The organism is Pseudomonas glycinis (assembly GCF_054871425.1).
This window is the reverse complement of the sequence record NZ_JBTYHF010000006.1, coordinates 316,616-338,243: the sequence shown is the minus strand read 5'-3', so window position 1 is coordinate 338,243 and position 21,628 is coordinate 316,616. Positions and strand designations below refer to the sequence as shown.

Below are 21,628 nucleotides of genomic sequence, written 5' to 3'. Positions count from 1 at the left end.
GGCTCAATGCCCGGGTAGCCTGGCTGTTGATCATGTTCATTCACAACGCGGCAAGCCAAACACCACCCGCGCCCCGCTCGGCTCATTGCGCTCGGCCCACAATTTGCCGCCGTGTCCTTCAATGATCGTGCGGCAAATCGACAGGCCCATGCCCAGCCCGGTGGATTTGGTAGTGTAGAACGCCGTGAACACTTGCTCCGCCCGCTCGCAGGCAAAGCCCGGCCCTGAATCGCTGACACTGATGTGCACGTTATCACCCAGCGCCTCACTGCGAATCAGCAGACGTCGCTGCCCCTCTGCCATGATCGTCATGGCTTCGAGGCTGTTGATGATCAGGTTAAGCAGCACCTGTTGCAGTTCGACCCGGTCCGCCACTACGAAAGGCAAATCTGCCGCCAGCTCAACGCTGACTTCGGCGCCGTGCTTGAGCGCTTCGCCACGGCTGAAACCGACCATTTCTTCAATCAGCAGATTGAGGCTGACAGGCTGACGCTGCGGTGGCGTTTTGTGAATCAGCGCGCGGATGCGCCCGAGTACGTCGGCGGCGCGGTTGCCGTCGAGAATGATATGCCGCAGGCCCTGCTCGACTTCGTTGATATTTGGTGGCTTTGCACCGAGCCAGCGCAACGCGGCATTGGCATGGGTCACCGTGGCGGCGATCGGCTGATTGACTTCGTGGGCAATCGATGCGGCCAACTGGCCCATGGTTGCCACACGATTGGCGTGGGCCAGTTCCGTTTGCACCTGACGATAACGACGCTCGCCTTCGCGCACTTGCTCTTCAGCCAGCTTGCGTTCGCTGATATCCAGCACAAAGGCCAGGCCCTGTTGCTGACTCGCTTCGAAGGCGGCCAGACCGACAATCACCGGCAGCCGACTGCCGTCCTTGCGGATGTACTCCTTTTCGAATGGCTGGGCCCGGCCGGTGTGGATCGCCGTTGCCAGTGCAATATCGCTGTTAGCGCGCATCGCCGGCGGGGTCATGTCACGCCAATGGACATTGCCCGAAAGCAACTCATCACGGGTGTAACCGACCATGCGCAGGAACGCGTCGTTGGCCTCGATGATTTCCCCTTTCACGCCCCAGACGATGATGCCGATGATGTTGGCGTCGACCAGCCGACGGATCTTCGCTTCTCGCTCGGCGAGGTCGCGGTACAGGCGCGCGTTGTCCAGCGAGATCGCTGCCTGCGACGCCACCAGGCGCAACACGGCGAGACGCGTCGGGCTGAACACCCCGGCGGACAGGTTGTTTTCCAGATACAGCGCCCCGGCGACCCGCGCCTGATTCATCAATGCCAGGCAAAGGATCGAGCGCGCGCCTCGTTGCTGAACGTATGGATCAGCGGCGAACAGCGGATCGGCAACCGCGTCGTCCAGGCACAGGTTTTCGCCGGTGCGCAGCGTCTGGTAGAGCACCGACTCTGCCAGCGCCACCGTGTGCAGCGGCGCGTTGCACAACTGCGTGGCACCGTCGCCGATACGGGTTCGCGCAGCGACATAGGGAACGTCGGCGTTCAACAAAATAAGCAGGCCATGCTCGGCCCCGGCCTGTTCGATCGCGGTGCGCATCACCGTTTCGATCAAACGGTCCAGGACGATCTCGCCGGAGACTGCTTGAGAGACCTTGAGCACCGTTGCCAGGTCGAGATGTTCAACTGGCGTAATGAGCGTGGTGACCGGATTCGGTTGCGCCTCTTCGGCACGCAGAAAACGATGACGTCGCTCCAGCTCCCGCACCTTGCCAGCAGCCCCCCAACGCAGATAGGCATAACGTGCGTCGCGCAGGTAGACGCGGGATATCCTGGCCAGACCGCGAGCGCTGTAGAACCGTGCGGCCAGTTCGTTGGCCAGCGCTTGGATATGGAGCAAACCATTGTCCTGAGCCAATTGAATGGCTTGCTCGTACTGCAATTCGGCTTCGAGCAACTGCCCGGTGACGCGCGCCATTTCCGCGCCGACCAGCGCCACCTGACTGGCGAAGGTCTCTGCACACAAGCGCGCCCACGTCTGCAACTGTTCATGATGTTGACCCAGACGCTGCAAAGCACCGGCGTCAGTTTCGCCGTGGGCCGCCAAGGTCAAAGCCGCGTAGAAATGGTATTCGGCCTCCTCGAAAAACGCCGAAACCACCCACAAAAGTCCCTGCGCCTGGGCCGCGCACTCAGCGGCCGCCGCGTAATCCCCGGCGAGATAACGCGCCTGCAACTTGCGTACCCAGTACTTGCCGCGCGCCAGCGCCAGATCCGCCGAACCGGCCAGATGCGCTTCGACAGCTGTTTCATCGAACCCCTCATCGTCGAAACAGCCGAACGTCGGCGTCTGCCCGCGCAGCATGCGGATCAGCGTCAACTGGCAGCGCATGAAATCCGCCACCAGACCGAAACCGACCTTTTGTGCATAGACCAGCCCTGATTCCGCTTGCGCCTGCACCTCGGCCAGCGGCTCGCCGATAAACAACAGATCGGAAATCAGGCTGTTTCCAGCGAACGCTGCATACGGCAGATCGCCGCTGCGATGGGCCGCGTTGAGCGCACGGCGCAACAGTTCGCGGCACTCGCGCACTGGCCGCATCCAGCGCACCACGAAGATCGAGAAGCACAACCAAGTGCTCGCTTCATAACGCGTGAGCCCGCGCCGATCAACCAGATCGCAGCCCAGACGGCCAAATCGATAACCAGCGGCATAGTCGCCAAAACGCGGCCCCGACATGCGCCCGAAGTTGGCATAGAGCAGGCAGGAGGCGTCGCAGTTGCCATATTGCAGGCTCAGGCTGATCGCTTTGCAAATGGTCAGGCTGGCGAGGTTCAGATCCGACTGCACCGCCGGCGCGAAGAGTTTGCCCAGCGCATCGAGGGTGGCCCGCGCGGCAGGATCCTCCATCAGCGGCAAGTCGATCATCTGCTCGATACTGCGCCCGCGCAGCCTGGTCCAGACCTGCTGATATTCGTCGCGCACCTGAATATCGTCCGGACGCGCTGGCCAATCGATGCCGACCTGACGCAGAAAGGCCAGACACACCGTCACCGCCCGGTCACTGCGATCGAGCAGCAAGTAGACATCCATCTGCATGCACGCCACCGCCGCGCGCTCGACGGTGGTCACGGCGCGCTCGGCCAATGTCGCCAGGCGCGAGTCGGCAAGCTGCAGTTGGCCGGTGAGAAATTCGCACTCGGCACGGTCCAGCTCCAGAGCGAAACCCAGTTCATGCCGACTGTCATAACCCTGCTCGCCCAACAGTTCTGCGCCGGCCCCCAGATAGGTCAGTGCTGAGGTATAAGCGGTCGAGGCCTTCGCTCGCTGGCCGGCGAGCAGGTTGAACTCGGCCAGCTGCTCGCGCTCGGCACGCAGGCTGATCAGATGCGCACCGCGATTGAGCTGGCCGACAATCTCGAAGATCGCCTCCTCGCGCCGCTCACCCTGGGTTTGCAGTGCCAGCAGCCGGCCGATGCGCAGGTGCATTTGCGCCCGTTCGGTTTCCGCGATCAGCGAATACGCCGCCTCATGGATGCGATCATGCACAAACCTGTAGGCACCGTCCTGACGCTCGACCAACTCCAGCCGCACCGCCGGCGACAATGCGGAGTGAACGTGAGGCACCGGCACATCAAGGACTGTGGCCAGCGTGTCGAGACGCGCGACGTTGCCCAGGCAGGCCAGTTGTTGCAGCGCCTGGCGGGTTTCCTGGGGCAGCCGCGCCAGTTTGCCGACCATCAAATCGACGACATTGTCGGTGTAGCCCTTGCCGTTGATCAGGTGCACATCCCACCGCCAGCGCTGGCGCGCAGGCTCGTATGTCAGCAGCTTCTCCTCGGCCAGGGCGTGCAGAAACTGGATGACGAAGAACGGATTGCCAGCGGTCTTGTCCAGTACCAGCCGCGCCAGCGCGACAATGCTCGCCGGCGGGCAGCGCAGTGACTCGCTGATCAGTTGTTCGATGTGCGCGCCAGCCAGTGGCGCCAGACGAATTTCGTCAATGTGTACGTCGGCGTGATGCAGGGTCTTGAGTGTGCGGCTGAGTGGGTGATCGCCATCTACCTCGTTGTCGCGATAAGCACCGACCAGCAGCAGATGAGGGGTCTCTGCGCGACTGAGCATATCTTCGAGCAGATCAAGGGTGGCCGCGTCGAGCCATTGCAGGTCGTCAAGGAACAGCGCCAACGGATGCTCGGCCTGAGCGAACACGCCGATAAAACGCTGCAAGACCTGAAGGAACCGCTGCTGCGCCTGTTGCGGCTCCAACTCAGGCACGGGCGGCGGCTCGCCGATGATCAGCTTGAGTTCGGGGATCAGATCGGTGATCAACCGCGCATTCGCTTCCAGTGCCCGCAACAGTGCTTCGCGCCAGCCCGCCAGTACGTCGGTGCGCTTGCCCAATAGCGTCCGCACCAGCCCCTGAAAGGCCTGAACCAGGGTCGAATAAGGCACGTCGCGCTGGTACTGGTCGAACTTGCCGGCGGCGAACAAGCCACGCGACGGCACCAGCACCTTGTGCAGTTCACTGACCACCGACGATTTGCCGATGCCGGAATAGCCGGATACCAGCACCAGTGTCGGCGCGCCTGTCTGCACCACATTGGCGAAGGCATCGATCAACGTTTGCACTTCGTGTTCGCGGCCGTAGAGTTTTTCCAGAATCAGCAAGCGCTCGCAGGCGCCCTGCTCGTTCAACGTGAACGTCTCGATCTGCCGCATACGGCGCCAGTCATCGAGGCAACGGCGCAAGTCATGCTCGACACCGGCTGCGCTCTGATAGCGTTCCTCGGCCGTTTTCGCCAGCAGTTTCATGACCAGTCGCGAGAACATCGGCGGCACCGTCGCCACCCGTTCACACACGGGCATTGGCAGCCGCGCGATATGGCAATGCACCCACTCCGTCGGGTCATTTGCACTGAACGGCAGCGAGCCGGTGAGCATCTGGTAAAGCGTCACGCCAAAGGCATACAGATCACTACGCGAATCAATCGAACGATTCATCCGCCCGGTTTGTTCCGGCGCCATGTAGGCCAGCGTCCCGGCGATAGATTCCGGTGGCGTGGGCGCTTGCCGCTCCCGTGGCAAGCGCGTGGCCAGGCCGAAGCCGGTCAGCCGCGCCTGCCCATCATGACAATGGACAAAAACATGCTGCGGTTTCAGGTCTTTGTGCACCAGACCACGCTGATGCATATGGCCCAGTGCCTTGGCGATGTTCGTGGCCAATTCCAGACAGGTTTCGATATCCAGCGGGGCGACCAGCAACCGCGACAACGGCTCGCCGCCCGGATCGTCGAACAGCAGACGAACTCGGGTGCCCGTACGCTCGAAAGCTGTCGGCTGCAACGCCCAGGCAGGATTGAGGTCGTCCCTGAGGCTGTATTCATGCGCCAGACGCTCCAGGGTGCTCGGCAATGGCTGCCCCATCGCCGGACGCACCGCCAGTAGGCTGCCATCATTCGAACCGCGCTCACGGGACAGCACCCGCTCGCCGTCGTCCCACAAAATCTGTTTTCTGCTGGCCATCTGCGTCAACACTGCTCAGGTTTTTTGCCGCACGGTGAGTTGCACGTCGCCAGCGCTCAGGGGTTGCGCTGGACAGGCTCGATGCCCAGCGCTTCTGCGATACGCACCAGATCGGCCACTGAACGTGCGGCCATTTTGCGCATGACCTGGCCACGGTGGACCTTGACCGTGACCTCGCTGAGGTTGAGCTGTCCGGCAATCTGTTTGTTCATCAGCCCGGCAATGACGAAGCCGAGCACTTCGCGCTCACGTGCGGTCAGGGTTTGGTAAGCCCGACACAAAACGGCGCCGGAGTGTTCGGCTGCCAGCCGCGCACGGTCGCGAGCCAACGCACTGGCCACGGCGTCGAGCATGTCCTGATCACGGAACGGCTTGGCCAGAAAATCCACCGCGCCGGCCTTCATCGCCTTGACGCTCATGGCGATGTCGCCGTGGCCGGTCATGAACACCACGGGGATGCGCAAGCCGTTTTTTTCCATCTGTTCCTGAAACGTCAGGCCACTTTCGCCGCGCAGGCGCACGTCGAGCACCAGGCAACCGGGTACCTCACGTTGCGCTTGCGCGAGAAAATCTCCGGCGCTGTCGAAGGTTTGCACCTGGAGGCCGATCGAGCGCAGCAAGCTGTCGAGCGCTTGGCGCATCGAGGCATCGTCATCGACCACGTACACCACTGGCTCGCCGAGCACGCCGGGACTTTGCGCAGGGCTGGAATGCGACCACAAGGTCATTGTGTCTCCTCGGCGAGATCGCAGCACGCGTTGGGCTGGTCAATAAATCTAGTTCAGGATGGCCACCGCAGCCAGACACCTGCCGGACGGTCAGCAATCAGGCTAACAGTCAGCGCCATTGCCGGCCGGCCAGAAACCCCTGAAAATCGGCCAGGCTGAGGCAGTCCGCCGCCAGCGCTGCAAACAGGCAGGCCCGCGATGTCCACTCATCCCGCTTTTACAACGGCTCCGCGCGACGTGGTGTTCATCGCCTACCCACGCCTGAGCCTGCTCGATCTCAGCGGTGCGCAAACCGTGTTCTGGGCCGCGAGCAAAGCCATGGCCGAGCGCGGGCAGTCTGGATATCAACTGCACACCGCCAGCCTCAACGGTGGCTTGATCCAGACCGTCGAAGGGCTGGCCATCGACACCCAAGCGTTAACCACGCTCGACACCGCCGCGCTGGACACGCTGGTCGTGCCCGGCGCCCCTGACATCTGCCAGACCCTTGAGGAGCACCGCGAACTGAGCGACTGGCTGCAGGACCATGCTCACCTCGCCCGCCGCGTGGTCTCGGTGTGCAGTGGTGCGTTTCTGCTGGCTCAGGCCGGATTGCTCGACGCCCGCCGCGCTGCCACTCACTGGGCGATGTGCGACGCTTTGCGCGATCGCTTTCCAGCGGTCGAGGTAGATGCCGACGCGATCTTCATTCAGCAAGGCAAGGTCTGGACCTCGGCCGGAGTCACCGCCGGGATCGATCTGGCGCTGGCGCTGGTCGAGGCCGATTGCGGCCGTGAAGTGACGTTGCAAGTCGCGCGGGAACTGGTGGTGTACATCAAACGCCCCGGCGGCCAGGCGCAATACAGCACGCTGCTGCAATCGCAGGCGCAGGACGCTGCGATGTTCGATGATCTGCACCTTTGGCTCATGGAGCGCCTCGGCGATCCGAATCTGACGGTGGAGCGCCTCGCCGAGCAAGCCGCAATGAGCCTGCGCAACTTCACGCGGGTCTATAAAGCGCGCACCGGGCGCACACCGTCGAAAGCGCTCGAGCTGTTCCGACTCGAAGCGGCCAAACGCCTACTGGAAAACTCCCCGCACAAAATCGAACGAATCGCCCGCCTCTGCGGCTTCAACGATGAAGAACGCCTGCGCGCCTGCTTCCAGCGCCACCTGTCGATCTCCCCGCGCGACTACCGCAGTCGCTTCAGCCGCGATGGCTGAACCGCTATACCTACGTATAGTTTTGCCCGCTGGCCATCAGCGTATGGTGCAAGAACGACAGGAGTCACCAAGCTCGGCCGCCCGGCCCGGGAGCGTTATGTACAAGACGCATGTCATTGCGGTAGTGGACGACGACGAGGCAATGCGCACATCGCTGAGCAGCCTGCTGCGGGCGTCGGGGTATCAGGTGTTCTGCTATGCGGCGCCAGCGGACTACCTTGACTCGGACGGGCCGGCGCAGACTGATTGTGTGATCTCCGATATTCAGATGCCGGGCATGAGTGGTTTGCAGATGCTGGATGCACTGCGGGCGCAAGGCTGGCGGATGCCGGTGATATTTGTGTCGGCGGATCAGAGTGGTTTGCTTTGCGCCAAGTTTCGGGAAGCCGATGTCGTTGCCTGCCTGCGTAAACCCTTCGCGGCGGACGAGCTACTTGCCTGGGTTGAGTTTGCACCGCGTAAATCTGAAAACACTTGATAAGGCCCTCATCGCATTGAATTGCGTGTCGCCTGGATTTATCGCCTCCTATCGACTCGGTCGATCAGGCCGATTTCTGACAGAAGACAACACGGTCGGCTCCCTCTCCTCGAGGAGAGGGCTGGGAGCGAGGGGAAGCTCCAGAGATTACGGAGGTAGTTGAGCTACCCCATTTCCTTAAGCGCTGACTTGATCACACGGAAATGAGAGGCGCCTCAGAATCTAGAATCAAAGCGCCACTAATTGCCACTGCAAACTCCGCCTGTCACCCTCCACCCCGTTCAAAAAGGACCAGAACAAGGAACCAAGGATTGAGCGGCTACGTCCCCAACCCACCCAAGGGTTACCGCAACACCGGCGTCGAACCTGTCGACCTAAACGCCCAACACTGGGCGCAATACAAAGAACTCCCGCCAGCGCCAGACGCGAAACCCGACCTCAAAGGTTGCGTCTTCGCCAAAAGCTGCAACCTGCCCGACGGCGAAATCAACCACAGCAACCCGACAGGGTTCGTTCCCGTCGAAAAGTTGGCCGACTATGGGCTATGGGCCGTTTTGGCCACTGGCGCAGCGATTACCGCCGAAGGCACGTCCCTTCAGTTTGTCGGCGGCTCCGCAACTGGCAGTGCCGTTGCCCAACGGCTGGGTGGCTCACTCGCGCTAGGCCTACTCGACGGCGCAGGCTGGGCATCGCTGACCACCTAGAATGGGGCAATAAGACCCTACAAGCCGAGCACCTGCTCGCGCTACAACGGAAGATAAACGGCTACATCGCTTTCATCGAAAGCGGTGAGATCTATAACAAGATTCCCGCTGCACTCGGCAAGTCACTTGTAATCCGTGTTTACGGCAAGTACGAGGTTTCGGAGCAGGGGGAATTGTTCTTCGAGCGCGTGGCCGAGCTCCTGAGAAAAATGGGAATCGGTTTTGAGTTCGTTTTCAAAGCAGACTAAGCGCTATGTCATTTGTGATCCCAGTGTTGACAAGTAATTTTTTCACCTGCCAGCCGAGGCGTTTTTCTGCTGATCTACGGCCAACAGTGGAAGAGCCAAAAAGCCCGTCTACGACGCGACTTGCTTGAAACTCTCCGCCCCACGGCGCAACGGCCTTGAGATCGGCCTAAACAGATTCGGGTCTCCGATATTCTGAAAAGGTGAGATGAGCAGGCACGTACAGCGCATAAACACGACTTGGCAAGCACGTTTAAATTACACCGATTTCTCCTCCAAAAAGCCTACAACGCCTTGCGCCGCTGCCTACGGGTACTTCAGAATCCGCCGGCTTGTGCGTCTAGGCTGCGGGTCCTATCGTTTGTCGGTCACTGAAATAGGTGATCGGGTTTGGTAGCCCGCAGTGTTAGATATACAGATCTGCCGTCGAGATTTCTGTCTCGGATTTGCGGTGGCCATGTATAGGGCGTCCTAGGGCGCGCCGGATCCTAACACCCGGTCTACCAACCTGTGCATGGCCGCCACCCTTCGTTTGGTAGCGAAAGGGTGAAGCCTCCCTTAAATGTGTTAGGAGCTTCATCAATGTTCAAAGTAACCCCAAACCCGCCGGAAGCGGATTCAATCCCGTACGACCCTGCTCTGGAACCTCAGCGGATAAAAGATGCGGCTGCTCGCGCCATCAACTTTTACCTCGACCCTCAGACGCTCAAAACCACCATTCCCAAGCGCCAGCCAGGCAGGATCTTTCTCATTGACCCGACGGTGGATGAGGAAACGTTGCTCGTCGAAGCCTGTGAATCGCTGGCAGCCGCCAATGACATGGCCCGCGAAATCGGCGGCGTGATTGACCATCCACAGCGTCGATCGCTGCTGATGTTGCAGCAGGTGATCATGTTGAGTGAGCTCATCGTCAATCGCGTGCTCGACAGCCGACGCGTGTCGAACTAGCCGGCCATCGAGGCATGAGGGGGCGTGCTCCCCTCACTGCCAGCGGACGCGCCACAGCCGTGGCGCGTCGTCCTCATACCCAGACGCTCAAGCGGCGCTCATCGGAGTTTCAGCTGATGTCACAGACACCGTCCCATCCGCCGGTCACCGAATCGGTATCGCCTTATGAATCCTTCCATTCAAAAAAACTTCACGACGCCGCCGAGCGCGCGCTCGACCATTACCTCGCGCCGGCCAAGATCAACGCCACGCCCTACAGTCCCAACACGTTGTTTATGGTCAATCCTGAGTCCGACACAGAATCACTGTTGGTCAACGCTTGCGAATCCCTGGCTTCCGCCACGGTGATGCTCAGCGATTTCGCCGGAATGCTGGAGGGTTCACGACGCAATACCCTGTTGGGCATCGCGCAGGTGGTCATGCTAGGAGAATTGGCCGTCAACAAAGCGTTGGATAACGTAGTGCCCACAGACTGAACAACGGCATCGGCCGCGCAGGCGTGCTGGCACCTGCGCTGCGTCGCCCATTTCAGCGAGCCAGGTGGGCGCTGTCCAAGCTGACCAGAAAGCTGCGAATGTTGTTCTGCACCGCGCGGTTGATCGATTCCTTGATTCTCACCAGCTCCGAAAAAGGCATAACCCGAAAGGACTTCGCCGATCGCGGCGATGTTCGTTTCGAACAACACCTCGCCCGGTATTCCCACCTCGCCCCCCATACCTTCGTATACCCCCCTTCCACCCATGCGTAGCCCACGCACACCGATGGACAACTGCGCTCGCAGCCTCCCCGCCCTAGCATGGCTCTACACAGCGGGCGATTGAGCGCCAGGCAGTACGGCAAGCAGTTACGGCGGCCAGTGATCGTCACGCCAGAGTCCGCATCGGACTCGGGCGTCATCCATCCATCAGCGTCAGGGAGCACATTATGAAACAGCAATTATTGGTGATCGGTGCAGGGTTCGGCGGGCTGTGGAGTGCGCTGAGCGCTGCGCGTTTGCTGGATATGCATGCCCGTCAGGATGTCGAGATCACGCTGCTCGCCCCGCAAGCCGAATTGCGTATTCGCCCGCGCTTCTACGAGCCGGACGTGCACAGCATGTACGCGCCGCTCGACGCGCTGTTCGATGCGGTGGGTGTGCGCTTCGTCAAAGGCACCGCTGAAAGCATCGACGCCCGGGCGCGCCGAGTCGGCTACCGCGACGAGGCCGGGCGTCCGGGTGAACTGGCCTACGATCGGCTGGTTCTCGCCAGCGGCAGCCAGCTCGCTCGGCCTCCGGTGCCTGGCCTCAAGGAGCATGCGTTCGATGTCGATCAGATCGAATCCTCGGCGCGTCTGGAACGTCATCTCATCGCCCTCGGCAACCAACCGCCCAGCGTTGCGCGCAACACCGTGGTGGTCGCGGGTGGCGGTTTCACCGGGATTGAAACTGCGACGGGAATGCCGGCGCGCCTGCGTGCGATCCTCGGTGAGGATCAAGACCTGCGCGTGATCATTGTCGATCGCAGCAAGGACATCGCCGCGACCATGGGTGATGGCATTCGCCCGTCGATCATCGAGGCGTCCAATGACCTGGGTATCGAATGGATCGTCGATGCCAGCGTTGCCGCTGTGGATGCCAATGGCGTCACCCTCGCCGATGGCCGCCACATCGAAAGCCAGACCGTGATCTGGACCGTAGGTTTCCGCGCCAGCCCGCTCACCGAACAACTCGACGCCGAACGCGATGGCCAGGGCCGCCTGCACGTCGATGGCAACCTCAAGGTGCACGGCATCGATCACGTCTTTGCCGCTGGTGATGTCGCTCGCGCCGCCACAGACGACTTCGGCAACTATGCTGCGATGTCTTGCCAGCACGCGATCAGCCTGGGTCGCTACGCCGGCAACAACGCCGCCGCCGATCTCCTCGGCGTCGCTCCGACAATGTATCGCCAGCCCAAGTACGTGACTTGCCTGGATCTGGGCGCCTGGGGCGCGGTATACACCGAAGGCTGGGATCGTCAGCTGAAGCTGGTGAAGGCCGAAGCCAAAGAGCTGAAGACGCAGATCAACACGGTGTGGATCTACCCGCCCGCCGCAGATCGTCGCGCTGCCCTCGCGGCCGCCGATCCGCTGATCCCTGTAGCCTGATTTCACCTCCGCTTTAGCCCTGAAAACAAGGAGAACACCATGACCCTGCATCTGGATTCCTTCACCGCCAACCGCGCGGTGGCCCTGCAAACGCAAAGCGAAGAACTGGTGCCGTCGCGCTACGCCCTGCGCCTGGGCGACATTGACGTGATGGTGATCAGCGACGGCGTGTTGCCGTTGCCGACCCAGACCATGTCAACCAATGCCGACCCCGCCGACCGTGCCGCCTGGTTCAAGGAAATGTATCTGGGCCCTGACGCCTTCGACTGGGCGCTCAACGTGCTGGTGGTGCGTAGCGGCGAACAAGTCATCCTCGTCGACGCCGGCCTCGGTGGCCAATTCCCCGGTTTCCCGCGTGCCGGGCAGTTCCCCAAGCGCCTGGCCGCTGCCGGGGTGGATCTCGCCGACATCACTGATATCGTCATCACGCACATGCACATGGACCATATCGGCGGCCTGCTGGTCGACTCGGTGAAGAGCCGTCTGCGTCACGACGTGCGCATCCACGTCACCGCGGCCGAAGTGAATTTCTGGTCCACGCCAGACTTCACCAGCACCGACATGCCCGCACCAGTACCAGACGTCCTGCGCAGCACCGCCAACGCGTTCATCGACCACTATGAAAGCAAGTTGCACATCTTCGAAGACGAATGTCAGGTTGCACCTGGCGTAGTTGCAAAACTCACCGGTGGTCATACGCCAGGGCACTGCGTGGTCTACGTCAACTCCGGTGGCGAGCGCCTGACCTTTGCCGGTGACGCATTGTTCCCGGTGGCGTTCGATCACCCCGACTGGCACAACGGTTTCGAACACGATCCGGCCAAATCGGTGGAAGTGCGCGTGCGCATGCTCAAGGAAGCCGCCGCCAGCGGCGAGCTGTTCGTCGCCACGCATCTGGCCTTCCCTTCGGTGGGTCGGGTCGCGATCAATGGTGCTGCTTTCCGTTGGATACCTGCGATTTGGGATTACTGATTGCGCGCCTGAAATCTTCGCCCGGCTTCTGCCGGGCGAAACCTTTTTCACCGCCATTGCTACGCAGAGCCGTGCGGGCGGTGACCATCCTTCGGTTGCTGTGTACCCTTTCTGCATCAAACAAATCTGTGCAGAGGACAGAGCGTTGGCATATCTGGATTGGGTGCAATGGCCGGCGATGCTGGTCACCGTTCTGGCCGCGTGGCTGATCGGTTCGCAACGACCGCAACGGCGCAAGAGCGGCTTCGTTTGTTTCAGTCTGAGCAATTTGCTGTGGGTGATCTGGGGCGTCCATGCCGGGGCTTACGCGCTGATCGTTCTGCAGCTCTGCCTGTTCCTGATGAACCTGCGCGGCTTCATGAAGAACCGCGTTTTAGAGCGCTGAGTGACGCTGATCATCCGGCCAGAAAATCCTTTGAATTTTTCTTGTCGGACAAAATCATTTACGTATGAGCGTAAGGAGGAACTCATGCGTAGCACCGATATTTTCGTCATCGAATACAAACATCACGACCAGCCAAAATCATTCGTCATCCGCGCCAAGAGTATGCGCAACGCCGACGCTTGGCATTGGGCGAGCTGTGACGCCGGTATTGCGCCGATTCCGAAACCGGGTAAACCACCGTTGAAAGTGGTTTCCAAACCCCAGGCCGAGCGTTATGGGATCACCGACGTGAAATGGCGCGAGACGGCAGCGCTGGACTGGACGGAGGCTTAGGCAAATCGGGTCGCCTGGCTGAGCTTGTACGTCAGCCAGGCGCCCCAGAACAGACTGCTGAAAAACCGTGTTGCATCGCCGAATCCGGCGTCATGCAGCAGTGCCTGAACCGCCGCCTCCGAGTGCGGCGGATCAGCGCCCTGCAAAATCTTTCCGAGTTTCGCCTGCACCTCGTCAGCGGTTGCGCCCTGCTGTCGCCAGCGCTGGCTCCAGGCTTGCAGTAGCAATGGCTGACTGGCGTAAGCGTAATGATTGCCGGCCACGATCAATGGCGCGCCGGGTTTGAGGCGGGCCTGAATGGAGCGCAGTATTTGTTGCTTGGCCTCGTCACCGCCCAGGTGATGGAGTACACCGATCAGGGTGGCGGCGTCGAAAGATGCGTCGGCCGGCAAGTCTTCGACATGACCGAGATGTATCTGGACTCTGTGCAATAGATCATTGGCGCGCAGATGTTCGGTCGCAGCATCAAGCATCGGCCCGGAAGGATCGACCGCAGTGAAGTGCCAATCCGGCTCCAGCGCGGCCATGGCGATGATTTCCTGCGCGGTGCCCCCCGCGCCCACCACCAGCACGTTTGCCGGACGCGACTGCCCAAGGCTGGCGGCGAGCATGCAGGCCGACAGGTCGTGACAGGCATCGTAGCCAGCCAAGGCAATGCGGCTTTGCCGGGCATATTCATTGGCGCGGGAGGTGTCGAATTTGCCGGCGGCGTCAGTGGCGGGTTGGGTCATGGCGATTCTCCTTGTCTTTGCGACACGCTACGCGGTGAGCGTGGAGAAGAAAAATCCAATGATTTCATGGGGGGCATTCCGCTGGGGAATGTGTGGATGTCATCCCGGCGAAGTAAAAGTGATGCAGAGCGTCAGCGGATGCGTCCCCACGCAGGAGCGTGGGAACGATCCATAACAACTAAGACCAGAACCCTTTATGCGGCTCAGCTGCCTCTGCCTCCAGCATTGGCCCGAAAACGCTCACCGTGCGCTGCCCTCTGGCAAACACTTCGCGACACGGCAACGAGAACGTCGGGTTCTCCGGATGATCGCCGGTCAGCCCGAGCAAAGCATGTTCCGACAACGCATACACCACTCGCCCGACTCCGGTCCAATACACCGCGCCCGCGCACATGCAGCAAGGTTCGGCGCTGGTGTACAGCGTGCACGCCTCCAGCTCCGTGGGTGACAACCGCTTCGCCGCCGCAGCGACCGCGACCAGTTCGGCATGCTGGGTGGGATCACCCTCCGGCGGCATCGAATTGTTGCCCGCTTCGGCAATGACCTTGCCGTCGCGGTCCGCCACCAGCGCAGCAAACGGGTGCCGGCCACGTTGTTTCGACGCCTGCGACAGGGCGATGGTCTGGCGCAGCAATGCCAGGTCCAGATCGCTGACGCCGGCCGGGACAAGCTGAGTGAATTGATTCATGGGTAACTCCTGGGCAGTGGTAAAAGACAAAGGTCAGTCAGCCAGTTCGGCCGTGGAAGCGCCGACGGCGTCGGTCGATGGTTTTTGTTTGTTGAGCAGTACATTGAGCAGAATGGCGGTGATCGCACCGAGAAAAATGCCGCTATCGAGCACCAGTTTCAGCGTCGGGCCGACGTGTTCGAACAGGGCCGGAAACGACATTGGCAAGACGCCGACGCTGACCGACACCGCAACAATGATGGCGTTGCGCGTGCCTTCGAACTGCACCCGTGACAATTCCTGAATGCCCGCCACCGTGGTCATGCCGAACATGACGATCGCGCAGCCGCCCAGCACCGGCGTCGGCACCGCCGCAATCAGCGCGCCGAGCTTGGGGAACAAGCCCATCAACACCATGATTGCGCCAGCGGCGGCGACGACGAAGCGGCTCTTGATGCTCGAAAGAGCAATCAGGCCGGTGTTTTGCGTGAAGGCGTTATAGGGAAAGCTGTTGAACACACCACCGAGCATGGTCGACAAGCCGTCGGCGCGGAAGGCGTTGCCGAGGGTCTGCTGCGTAGTCGGTTTGCCGACCAGTTTGCCGATGGCCAGGCAGTTGCCAGTGGTCTCGGCCATGATCACCAGCATCGCCAGGGTCATGATCAGAATCGGTACCAGAGAAAATTCCGGCGGACCGAACGCCATTGGCGCGCTCAACTCGAACCACGCCGCCTCGCTGACCCGATTGAAGTGCGTCATGCCGCAGGCGGCAGCGATCAGGCTGCCGACAAACAAGCCGATGAGCACACTGAGATTGCCGATGAAACCGCTGAATTTCGCATAAATCACCAGCGTCACACTGACCGTGGCCAGGCCCAGCAGCAGATTGGCCGGGCGACCGAAGTCAGGCGAATCGGGATCACCGCCACCCAGCCAGATTGCCGCCGCCGGCATCAGTGAAATACCGATGATGGTGATCAGGCTGCCAATCACCACGGGTGGAAAGAATCGCAGCAAGCGGCTGAACACCGGCGCCAGTGCGATGGTCAGGAAGCCGGCGGCGATCACCGCCCCAAAGATCTGGCTGAGGCCGAACTCCTTGCCGATCATGATCATCGGCGCCAGCGCAATGAACGAGCAGCCCTGAATCAACGGTAACCGCGCGCCGAACTTCCAGAAGCCGAGGGTCTGAATCAGCGTCGCCACACCAGAGGTCAGCAGGTTGGCGTTGATCAGTAAAACCACCTGAGCCGACGTCAGCCCCATCGCGCTGCCAAGAATCAGCGGCACCGCCACCGCTCCCGCATACATCACCAGAACATGCTGCAGACCGAAGGTGAAAAGCTGCCGCAGGGGCAACACCTCGTCGACCGGGTGAACGCGTTGTGTAGTCATGGCACAAGCTCCTGAAGGGGCAGCGTTGGTTGTAATCGCGGGCGCTCAGGGACAGATGCACAGAGAGAATCGGCCCCGGCGTTCGAAGACGCGGGGTCATCCTTGAATCTTTTTAACGATGAAACAAATTGGCAACCATCGCTTTTTTCGATGGCAAAGACGCGGCACAATCGCCGTCTCGCTCAACCTCGGAGTACACCGCGTGCGCTTCTCACTCGATCAGTTGCTGATGTTCGTCCAGGTGGTGAAAAGCGGCTCGTTCTCCGCCGCCGGGCGCAAGCTGGGCAAGACGCAATCGACCATCAGCGCAGCGATCGCCAATCTTGAAACCGACCTTGGCGTCGAGCTGTTCGACCGCAGCAATCGCAGCCCTGCCCTCACCGCCAGCGGGCATAAATTACTGGTGCAGGCAGAAGCGGTACTGGAGCGCTGCATGACCTTCGAGGCCCACGCCGATTGCCTTTCCGATAGCGTCGAACCGAGCCTGACCCTGGCGATTGAAACGCCGTACGGCCCGATCATGCCGGTGCTGCAAGCGTTCGAGCAGGCCTTCCCGTTTGTCGATCTGATCATTCGTCACCCGGTCTACGGCGATGTCAGCGAACTGGTCAGCAGTGGCGAGGCGGTGCTGGGGGTGGCGTTTTCGCAACCGGGCTATCCTCGGGAACTGGCGTTCCAGCAACTGGGCAAACTGATCATGCTGCACGTATGCCATCCCGATCATCCGCTGGCGAAACTGGACAACGTCACGTTCGACGATTTGCACGTGCACCGGCGCCTGGCGTTCAGTGCGCACGCCAGCAAACTGCCGAGCAGTGAATACCTGCGTTCGACGCAGCTGTGGCAAGCGGAAAGCTATCTGGCGCTGCTGGAAATGGTCCGCGCCGGCCTCGGCTGGGCGACTCTGCCGCGCCAGCTGATCCAGCGTGAACTGGGTAATGGCGAACTGGTCGAGTTGCAGCTGTCGGCGTACCCGCATACCGACTGGCAAATCGGCGTCGATCTATTGTGGGCGCGCCAACGGCCCTTGGGCACGGCCGAGCGCTGGCTGAAGGAGAAGCTGCAGGCCAACAAGGTTTATGAACGCGATCGCAACGGGCAGATCACTACGCTGTGATCATTTGGCAAACACCTGACTCATGTCCTTGAATGCCTTGAATTCCAGCGCATTGCCGCAGGGATCGAGTAAAAACATGGTCGCCTGTTCGCCGACCTGACCCTTGAATCGAATGTAGGGCTCGATCACGAATTGCGTGCCGAATGACTTCAGTCGCTCGGCCAGTGCTTCCCATTGCTCCCACTGCAAAATGATGCCGAAGTGCGGGACCGGTACGTCGTGACCGTCTACCGGGTTGCTATTAATGCTTTGCTGGGCAGCCGTTTTCGGCTGTTCGTGGATCACCAATTGGTGGCCGTAGAAGTTGAAGTCGACCCATTGCGCGCTGGACCGGCCCTCCTCCAGGCCGAACACTTCACCGTAAAAACGCCGGCAAGCGGCAAGATCGTAGACCGGGATGGCGAGGTGGAAAGGTGAAAGGCTCATCAGGCACTCCGGTAATCGCGTTGCTGGAAATATGGCAACGGCGCACCGCTGCTGATCGAGGATCGAAAACAGCCTAGATCAAAAACCCGCCAGACGCCGACCCGACATGTCACGAGAAGGCGCGGCTATCGATACGCGCCACGGCTATCCGCCCGGTTTCACTGCCCGCGCCTGACAACCTGTCGGTGACAATCCTCCGGGCTCAGCACGGCACCGGCTCTGGAGCGTACGACAATGGTTTCAACGGGCTCGGCCCGTTCATTGTCGAGCAGAATCGAATGCTCCTCGCCTTCCGCGAACAGGAAGCGCTCGCCCCACTGCCGCAGGCTGACGACGATGGGGAACACCGCGCGGCCCATGTCGGTGAGCACGTATTCCTTGTAGGCGCTGCCATCGGACGCGGGCTGAATCTGCAACACGCCGAGCTCGACGAGCATTTTCAGTTTGACCGTGAGGATGTTCTTGGCCAGGCCCAGACGTTTCTGGAATTCGCTGAACCGGCGCACGTCATCGAACGCATCGCGAATGATCATCAAGGCCCAGCGATCGCCAATGGCTTCGAGGGTTCGGGCCACCGGGCATTCGCTCTGCGCCAATGTTTGTTGTCGGGCCATGTGGTTCCTGATGGATCGGCTATTGAATGTGGTTGCATTTAACAACCCGAATGAATAAAGATCAACGCCTCGGTTTCAATTCAAAACCACACTAGGAGGAAGCAAGGATGCCCTGCCAGACGCAAACCCTGGTCAATGCGCAAGCCGCAACTGACAGCGCAACGACCCGGCTGAGTCGTTTGCAGACTCTTCTTTTTGCAATCACCTGCGCGATGGCGGTGGCCAATGTTTACCTCGCACAGCCATTGCTGGAATCGATGGCCGCCAGCCTCGGGGTTCCACCGGGGGCGATCGGCGTTGTGGTCACGGCCACGCAAGCCGGGTATGCGGTCGGGCTGCTGTTCATTGTGCCGCTGGGTGATCTGCTCGATCGAAAGAAACTCATCGTCAGCCAACTGCTGTTGTCTGCAACGGCGCTGTGTGCCGTGGGCCTGTCCGAGAGCTGGGGAGTGCTGCTCGGCGCCATGATGCTGGTGGGTCTGCTGGCGGTGGTGGTGCAAGTGGTGGTCGCCTGCACCGCCAGCCTTGCTCGCCCGCAGCAGCGCGGCGCCGCCGTAGGTACCGTCACCGGTGGCGTGGTACTGGGCATTTTGCTGGCGCGTTTCGTTTCCGGCGTAGTGGCTGATCTGGCCGGATGGCGCGGCGTGTATTTTGTCTCGGCAGTCATGATGATCGGCTTGGCCCTGCTGTTATGGCGCACCCTGCCCGCCTCGGCAAAACCGCCCGCACAGGGCAGTTACTGGCGACTGCTGCGCTCGGTATTGGAATTGTTTTTGACTGAGCGGGTACTGCGCGTGCGCGGCATCTTCGCCCTGCTGATTTTCGCCGCCTTCAGTGTGTTGTGGACGTCGATGGTGCTGCCGCTCAGCGCCCCGCCCCTGTCGTTGTCCCACACGCAGATCGGCCTGTTTGGTCTGGCCGGAGTGGCGGGCGCGCTCGCCGCCGCACGGGCTGGGCGCCTGGCCGATCGCGGCTTGGGCAATCGCACCACTGGCATCGCCTTGGCGCTGCTGACGCTGTCCTGGCTGCCCATCGCATTTGTCGACAGTTCGCTGCTGGCGATGGCCGTCGGAGTGATCCTCCTAGACTTCGCCGTGCAAGCGGTGCACGTGACCAACCAAAGCCTGATCTTCGCCGCACGGCCCGATGCGCAGAGCCGACTGGTCGGTGCGTATATGTGCTTTTACTCGGTGGGCAGTGGTTTGGGCGCTATCGCGGCGACGTATATCTATGCGCAATCTGGCTGGGTGGCGGTGTGTTTTCTCGGAGGCGGGATCAGTGCTGTGGCTTTACTGTATTGGGCATGGCTGGAATACGGCTATACGAACTGAACCAGTGTAGGAGCGAGCCTGCTCGTGAAGACGGAGCATCAGTCAGCACAGAGTTGTCCGACCTGACGCCTTCGCGAGCAGGCTCGCTCCCACAGGGATTATTTGCCAGCAGTTACTTGCCCTCCTCAGGCTTCTCGGTCTGCATCTGCACCGACGGTTTGCTTTTGTCACCGTCCTTGTTGGGTGCATCGTTGGAATCGAAGCAGCCGCTCAACAGAAACATCGAGCAGAACCCCAGACATACGCAGATTTTTTTCATGACGATCTCCTGTCAGCAGTGGTATCGCTACCGGGTTCAAGCTTGACCTTGATCCAGCCGGATTGATGTTGATCAAACGCCTTGAACGCCGAAATCGCGTCAGTCAAAGGCTCGTCCTGCGTCAGCACTTTCGCTGGATCGACGCGCCCGGCGAGGGTCATTTCGATCAGCTTGGGAATGTATTTGCGGTGATGACAGTTGCCCATGTTGATACGCACGTTCTTGTTCATCGCTTCGCCGATCGGGAAGCTGTCGAACCCGGCGGGATAGACACCGATGATGGAAATCGTGCCGGCCTTGGCCACAGCCTTGACCGCCCATTCCAGCGCTTGCGAAGGCGCATCGCCCGGTTGCCACTGCGCAGGATGGTGATGGCCGTGATGGGAATGGTTGGCGTCGATGCCCACGGCCTCGATCACCCGATCCACGCCAATTTCCGCAGTCAGGCGCGCAATGGTTTCAACTGGATCTTCTTTCTCGAAGTTGATGCACTCGGCACCCAATGCCTGCGCGCGAGCGAGGCGATCTTCCAGGCCATCGATGGCGAACACCCGGCCGGCGCCCATCAGCTTCGCGCTGATAATCGCAAACAGCCCGACCGGCCCGCAGCCGAACACCGCCACCGTGTCGCCGTCCTTGATCCGGGCCATGTCGGCGCCGAACCAGGCAGTGGGAAAAATATCCGACATGGCAATCGCCTGATCGTCGGTGATGGCGTCCGGCAGTTTGATCAGACCAATGTTGGCGAAAGGGATGCGCGCTTTCTCGGCTTGCAGGCCATCGAACGGCCCGGTGGTTTTCGGCCCGCCAAAAAATGACGTGCCAGCGGTTTTACCGTTGGGGTTGGCCACGTCGCACTGGGCGAAATAGCCGGCGCGGCAGTACGAGCAGTTGCCGCAGGCAATGGTCGAGGGAATCAGCACGCGATCGCCAACCTTGAGATTGCGCACGTCTTCGCCAAGTGCTTCGACGATCCCCACGCCCTCGTGCCCAAGGATCGTACCGGGCTGCATGTCCGGCGCACTGCCGCGAATGAAATGCAGATCGGTGCCGCAAATGGCCGACGCGGTCAGCCTGACAATGGCATCGGTCGGCGCTTGAATGGTTGGCTCGGGCACATCGTCCAGGCGGATGTCCCCGACGCCATGAAATACAACAGCTTTCATCGTTCACCTCCCATTTTCCGGATGTGCGCAAATCAGGGTTCTCAACCCTTACTGTGCTCCGGCGACGAAGGCCCTTCCTTGACGCCGCGCGGGCCGGCGATGCCCCACACGATCAGGCCGAGCACCGGAAATACGATCAAACCGATCGCCCATGCGGCTTTGACGCCGACGCTTTTGTTGCTGCGAAACACACTGACAATCGCCCACAGATCGACCAGCAGAATGATCACCGCCACGGCGATGGAGAAGTAACTGGCTGCCTCGTTCATTTCGCAATCCTCCGATGACTTGTAAGCATTG

21 protein-coding genes and 1 pseudogene are annotated in these 21,628 nt (G+C 60.9%); 12 read left to right on the top strand and 10 right to left on the bottom strand.

Translation table 11 applies throughout. From position 1 onward, the window contains the following. Positions 1–36 precede the first annotated feature (36 nt). Both ACYSTU_RS16770 and ACYSTU_RS16765 read right to left on the bottom strand, forming a co-directional pair. Positions 37–5,499 (bottom strand): trifunctional serine/threonine-protein kinase/ATP-binding protein/sensor histidine kinase, encoded by a 5,463-nt coding sequence (locus tag ACYSTU_RS16770; protein WP_499000172.1) that lies wholly within the window; start codon positions 5,497–5,499, stop codon positions 37–39. A gap of 56 nt (positions 5,500–5,555) precedes the next feature. After that, positions 5,556–6,227 carry a response regulator transcription factor gene (locus ACYSTU_RS16765; protein ID WP_016774275.1) on the bottom strand — a complete coding sequence of 224 codons (672 nt, stop codon included), beginning with the start codon at positions 6,225–6,227 and terminating at the stop codon, positions 5,556–5,558. A gap of 198 nt (positions 6,228–6,425) precedes the next feature. Here ACYSTU_RS16765 and ACYSTU_RS16760 point away from each other — a divergent pair, with 198 nt between their 5' ends. The 10 genes and pseudogenes from ACYSTU_RS16760 to ACYSTU_RS16715 all read left to right on the top strand — a co-directional run bounded on the left by ACYSTU_RS16760 (position 6,426) and on the right by ACYSTU_RS16715 (position 13,622). After that, complete coding sequence (locus ACYSTU_RS16760) at positions 6,426–7,430, top strand: GlxA family transcriptional regulator (protein ID WP_499000169.1); 1,005 nt, start codon at positions 6,426–6,428, stop codon at positions 7,428–7,430. Positions 7,431–7,527: 97 nt separating this feature from the next. Further along, positions 7,528–7,908, top strand: coding sequence for a response regulator transcription factor (locus ACYSTU_RS16755; protein WP_499000166.1), 381 nt, complete (start codon positions 7,528–7,530; stop codon positions 7,906–7,908). A gap of 311 nt (positions 7,909–8,219) precedes the next feature. Further along, positions 8,220–8,591 (top strand): annotated as a pseudogene (locus ACYSTU_RS16750) (S-type pyocin domain-containing protein); the annotation flags it as partial. Continuing rightward, the gene (locus ACYSTU_RS16745; RefSeq protein ID WP_499000348.1) at positions 8,591–8,860 is read left to right on the top strand and encodes a DUF6572 domain-containing protein; all 270 of its coding nucleotides are present in this window, start codon (positions 8,591–8,593) and stop codon (positions 8,858–8,860) included. The pseudogene ACYSTU_RS16750 and the gene ACYSTU_RS16745, both read left to right, overlap by 1 nt. 579 nt (positions 8,861–9,439) lie before the next feature. After that, positions 9,440–9,805 (top strand): DUF6124 family protein, encoded by a 366-nt coding sequence (locus tag ACYSTU_RS16740; protein WP_016774271.1) that lies wholly within the window; start codon positions 9,440–9,442, stop codon positions 9,803–9,805. A gap of 116 nt (positions 9,806–9,921) precedes the next feature. Beyond that, positions 9,922–10,281, top strand: coding sequence for a DUF6124 family protein (locus ACYSTU_RS16735; protein ID WP_016774270.1), 360 nt, complete (start codon positions 9,922–9,924; stop codon positions 10,279–10,281). Between the two features lie 448 nt (positions 10,282–10,729). After that, complete coding sequence (locus ACYSTU_RS16730; protein WP_073475203.1) at positions 10,730–11,932, top strand: NAD(P)/FAD-dependent oxidoreductase; 1,203 nt, start codon at positions 10,730–10,732, stop codon at positions 11,930–11,932. 39 nt (positions 11,933–11,971) lie between these two features. Then, positions 11,972–12,904 (top strand): MBL fold metallo-hydrolase, encoded by a 933-nt coding sequence (locus ACYSTU_RS16725; protein ID WP_016774269.1) that lies wholly within the window; start codon positions 11,972–11,974, stop codon positions 12,902–12,904. A 178-nt stretch (positions 12,905–13,082) separates the two neighbouring features. Next, positions 13,083–13,289: a hypothetical protein gene (locus ACYSTU_RS16720; RefSeq protein WP_082228610.1), complete on the top strand. Its 207-nt coding sequence runs from the start codon at positions 13,083–13,085 to the stop codon at positions 13,287–13,289. Between the two features lie 84 nt (positions 13,290–13,373). Then, the gene (locus ACYSTU_RS16715; RefSeq protein ID WP_016774267.1) at positions 13,374–13,622 is read left to right on the top strand and encodes a DUF6555 family protein; all 249 of its coding nucleotides are present in this window, start codon (positions 13,374–13,376) and stop codon (positions 13,620–13,622) included. Here ACYSTU_RS16715 and ACYSTU_RS16710 read toward each other — a convergent pair. From ACYSTU_RS16710 to ACYSTU_RS16700, 3 genes are all read right to left on the bottom strand, one after another. Further along, entirely contained in the window at positions 13,619–14,353 is a 735-nt protein-coding gene (locus ACYSTU_RS16710) for a class I SAM-dependent methyltransferase (RefSeq protein WP_499000162.1), read from the bottom strand. The two genes, ACYSTU_RS16715 and ACYSTU_RS16710, sit on opposite strands and share 4 nt — an antisense overlap. A 178-nt stretch (positions 14,354–14,531) precedes the next feature. Further along, the gene (locus ACYSTU_RS16705; protein ID WP_016774265.1) at positions 14,532–15,041 is read right to left on the bottom strand and encodes a nucleoside deaminase; all 510 of its coding nucleotides are present in this window, start codon (positions 15,039–15,041) and stop codon (positions 14,532–14,534) included. A 33-nt stretch (positions 15,042–15,074) separates the two neighbouring features. Continuing rightward, entirely contained in the window at positions 15,075–16,415 is a 1,341-nt protein-coding gene (locus tag ACYSTU_RS16700) for a nucleobase:cation symporter-2 family protein (RefSeq protein WP_499000159.1), read from the bottom strand. Positions 16,416–16,617: 202 nt separating this feature from the next. Between ACYSTU_RS16700 and ACYSTU_RS16695 the strand changes: the two genes are divergently transcribed. Further along, positions 16,618–17,532 carry a LysR family transcriptional regulator gene (locus ACYSTU_RS16695; RefSeq protein ID WP_197891978.1) on the top strand — a complete coding sequence of 305 codons (915 nt, stop codon included), beginning with the start codon at positions 16,618–16,620 and terminating at the stop codon, positions 17,530–17,532. Here the strand turns inward: ACYSTU_RS16695 and ACYSTU_RS16690 are convergent, their stop codons facing one another. Both ACYSTU_RS16690 and ACYSTU_RS16685 read right to left on the bottom strand, forming a co-directional pair. Then, positions 17,533–17,958 (bottom strand): VOC family protein, encoded by a 426-nt coding sequence (locus ACYSTU_RS16690; RefSeq protein WP_024012539.1) that lies wholly within the window; start codon positions 17,956–17,958, stop codon positions 17,533–17,535. A 158-nt stretch (positions 17,959–18,116) separates the two neighbouring features. Then, positions 18,117–18,572, bottom strand: coding sequence for a winged helix-turn-helix transcriptional regulator (locus ACYSTU_RS16685; RefSeq protein WP_130888629.1), 456 nt, complete (start codon positions 18,570–18,572; stop codon positions 18,117–18,119). 107 nt (positions 18,573–18,679) lie between these two features. Here ACYSTU_RS16685 and ACYSTU_RS16680 point away from each other — a divergent pair, with 107 nt between their 5' ends. Beyond that, positions 18,680–19,903 (top strand): MFS transporter, encoded by a 1,224-nt coding sequence (locus ACYSTU_RS16680; RefSeq protein WP_499000155.1) that lies wholly within the window; start codon positions 18,680–18,682, stop codon positions 19,901–19,903. Positions 19,904–20,015: 112 nt separating this feature from the next. Here ACYSTU_RS16680 and ACYSTU_RS16675 read toward each other — a convergent pair whose 3' ends face one another. The 3 genes from ACYSTU_RS16675 to ACYSTU_RS16665 are packed head-to-tail and all read right to left on the bottom strand — an operon-like array spanning position 20,016 to position 21,597. Further along, on the bottom strand, positions 20,016–20,162 hold the full coding sequence (locus ACYSTU_RS16675) for a hypothetical protein (RefSeq protein ID WP_016774259.1): 147 nt from the start codon (positions 20,160–20,162) through the stop codon (positions 20,016–20,018). Continuing rightward, a complete protein-coding gene (locus tag ACYSTU_RS16670) occupies positions 20,159–21,328 on the bottom strand; it encodes a zinc-dependent alcohol dehydrogenase (RefSeq protein ID WP_073475215.1) in 1,170 nt (389 codons plus the stop codon). The genes ACYSTU_RS16675 and ACYSTU_RS16670 overlap by 4 nt, the downstream gene beginning before the upstream one ends. Before the next feature lie 41 nt (positions 21,329–21,369). Then, positions 21,370–21,597, bottom strand: a complete 228-nt coding sequence (locus tag ACYSTU_RS16665) for a PLD nuclease N-terminal domain-containing protein (protein WP_024012535.1) — start codon at positions 21,595–21,597, stop codon at positions 21,370–21,372. Positions 21,598–21,628: the final 31 nt, after the last annotated feature.

Coding starts and splice junctions, on each gene's coding strand:
- ACYSTU_RS16770 (WP_499000172.1), bottom strand. CDS start 5,499: ATGGCCAGCAGAAAACAGATTTTGTGGGACGACGGCGAGCGGGTGCTG.
- ACYSTU_RS16765 (WP_016774275.1), bottom strand. CDS start 6,227: ATGACCTTGTGGTCGCATTCCAGCCCTGCGCAAAGTCCCGGCGTGCTC.
- ACYSTU_RS16760 (WP_499000169.1), top strand. CDS start 6,426: ATGTCCACTCATCCCGCTTTTACAACGGCTCCGCGCGACGTGGTGTTC.
- ACYSTU_RS16755 (WP_499000166.1), top strand. CDS start 7,528: ATGTACAAGACGCATGTCATTGCGGTAGTGGACGACGACGAGGCAATG.
- ACYSTU_RS16740 (WP_016774271.1), top strand. CDS start 9,440: ATGTTCAAAGTAACCCCAAACCCGCCGGAAGCGGATTCAATCCCGTAC.
- ACYSTU_RS16735 (WP_016774270.1), top strand. CDS start 9,922: ATGTCACAGACACCGTCCCATCCGCCGGTCACCGAATCGGTATCGCCT.
- ACYSTU_RS16730 (WP_073475203.1), top strand. CDS start 10,730: ATGAAACAGCAATTATTGGTGATCGGTGCAGGGTTCGGCGGGCTGTGG.
- ACYSTU_RS16725 (WP_016774269.1), top strand. CDS start 11,972: ATGACCCTGCATCTGGATTCCTTCACCGCCAACCGCGCGGTGGCCCTG.
- ACYSTU_RS16720 (WP_082228610.1), top strand. CDS start 13,083: ATGCTGGTCACCGTTCTGGCCGCGTGGCTGATCGGTTCGCAACGACCG.
- ACYSTU_RS16715 (WP_016774267.1), top strand. CDS start 13,374: ATGCGTAGCACCGATATTTTCGTCATCGAATACAAACATCACGACCAG.
- ACYSTU_RS16710 (WP_499000162.1), bottom strand. CDS start 14,353: ATGACCCAACCCGCCACTGACGCCGCCGGCAAATTCGACACCTCCCGC.
- ACYSTU_RS16705 (WP_016774265.1), bottom strand. CDS start 15,041: ATGAATCAATTCACTCAGCTTGTCCCGGCCGGCGTCAGCGATCTGGAC.
- ACYSTU_RS16700 (WP_499000159.1), bottom strand. CDS start 16,415: ATGACTACACAACGCGTTCACCCGGTCGACGAGGTGTTGCCCCTGCGG.
- ACYSTU_RS16690 (WP_024012539.1), bottom strand. CDS start 17,958: ATGAGCCTTTCACCTTTCCACCTCGCCATCCCGGTCTACGATCTTGCC.
- ACYSTU_RS16685 (WP_130888629.1), bottom strand. CDS start 18,572: ATGGCCCGACAACAAACATTGGCGCAGAGCGAATGCCCGGTGGCCCGA.
- ACYSTU_RS16680 (WP_499000155.1), top strand. CDS start 18,680: ATGCCCTGCCAGACGCAAACCCTGGTCAATGCGCAAGCCGCAACTGAC.
- ACYSTU_RS16675 (WP_016774259.1), bottom strand. CDS start 20,162: ATGAAAAAAATCTGCGTATGTCTGGGGTTCTGCTCGATGTTTCTGTTG.
- ACYSTU_RS16670 (WP_073475215.1), bottom strand. CDS start 21,328: ATGAAAGCTGTTGTATTTCATGGCGTCGGGGACATCCGCCTGGACGAT.
- ACYSTU_RS16665 (WP_024012535.1), bottom strand. CDS start 21,597: ATGAACGAGGCAGCCAGTTACTTCTCCATCGCCGTGGCGGTGATCATT.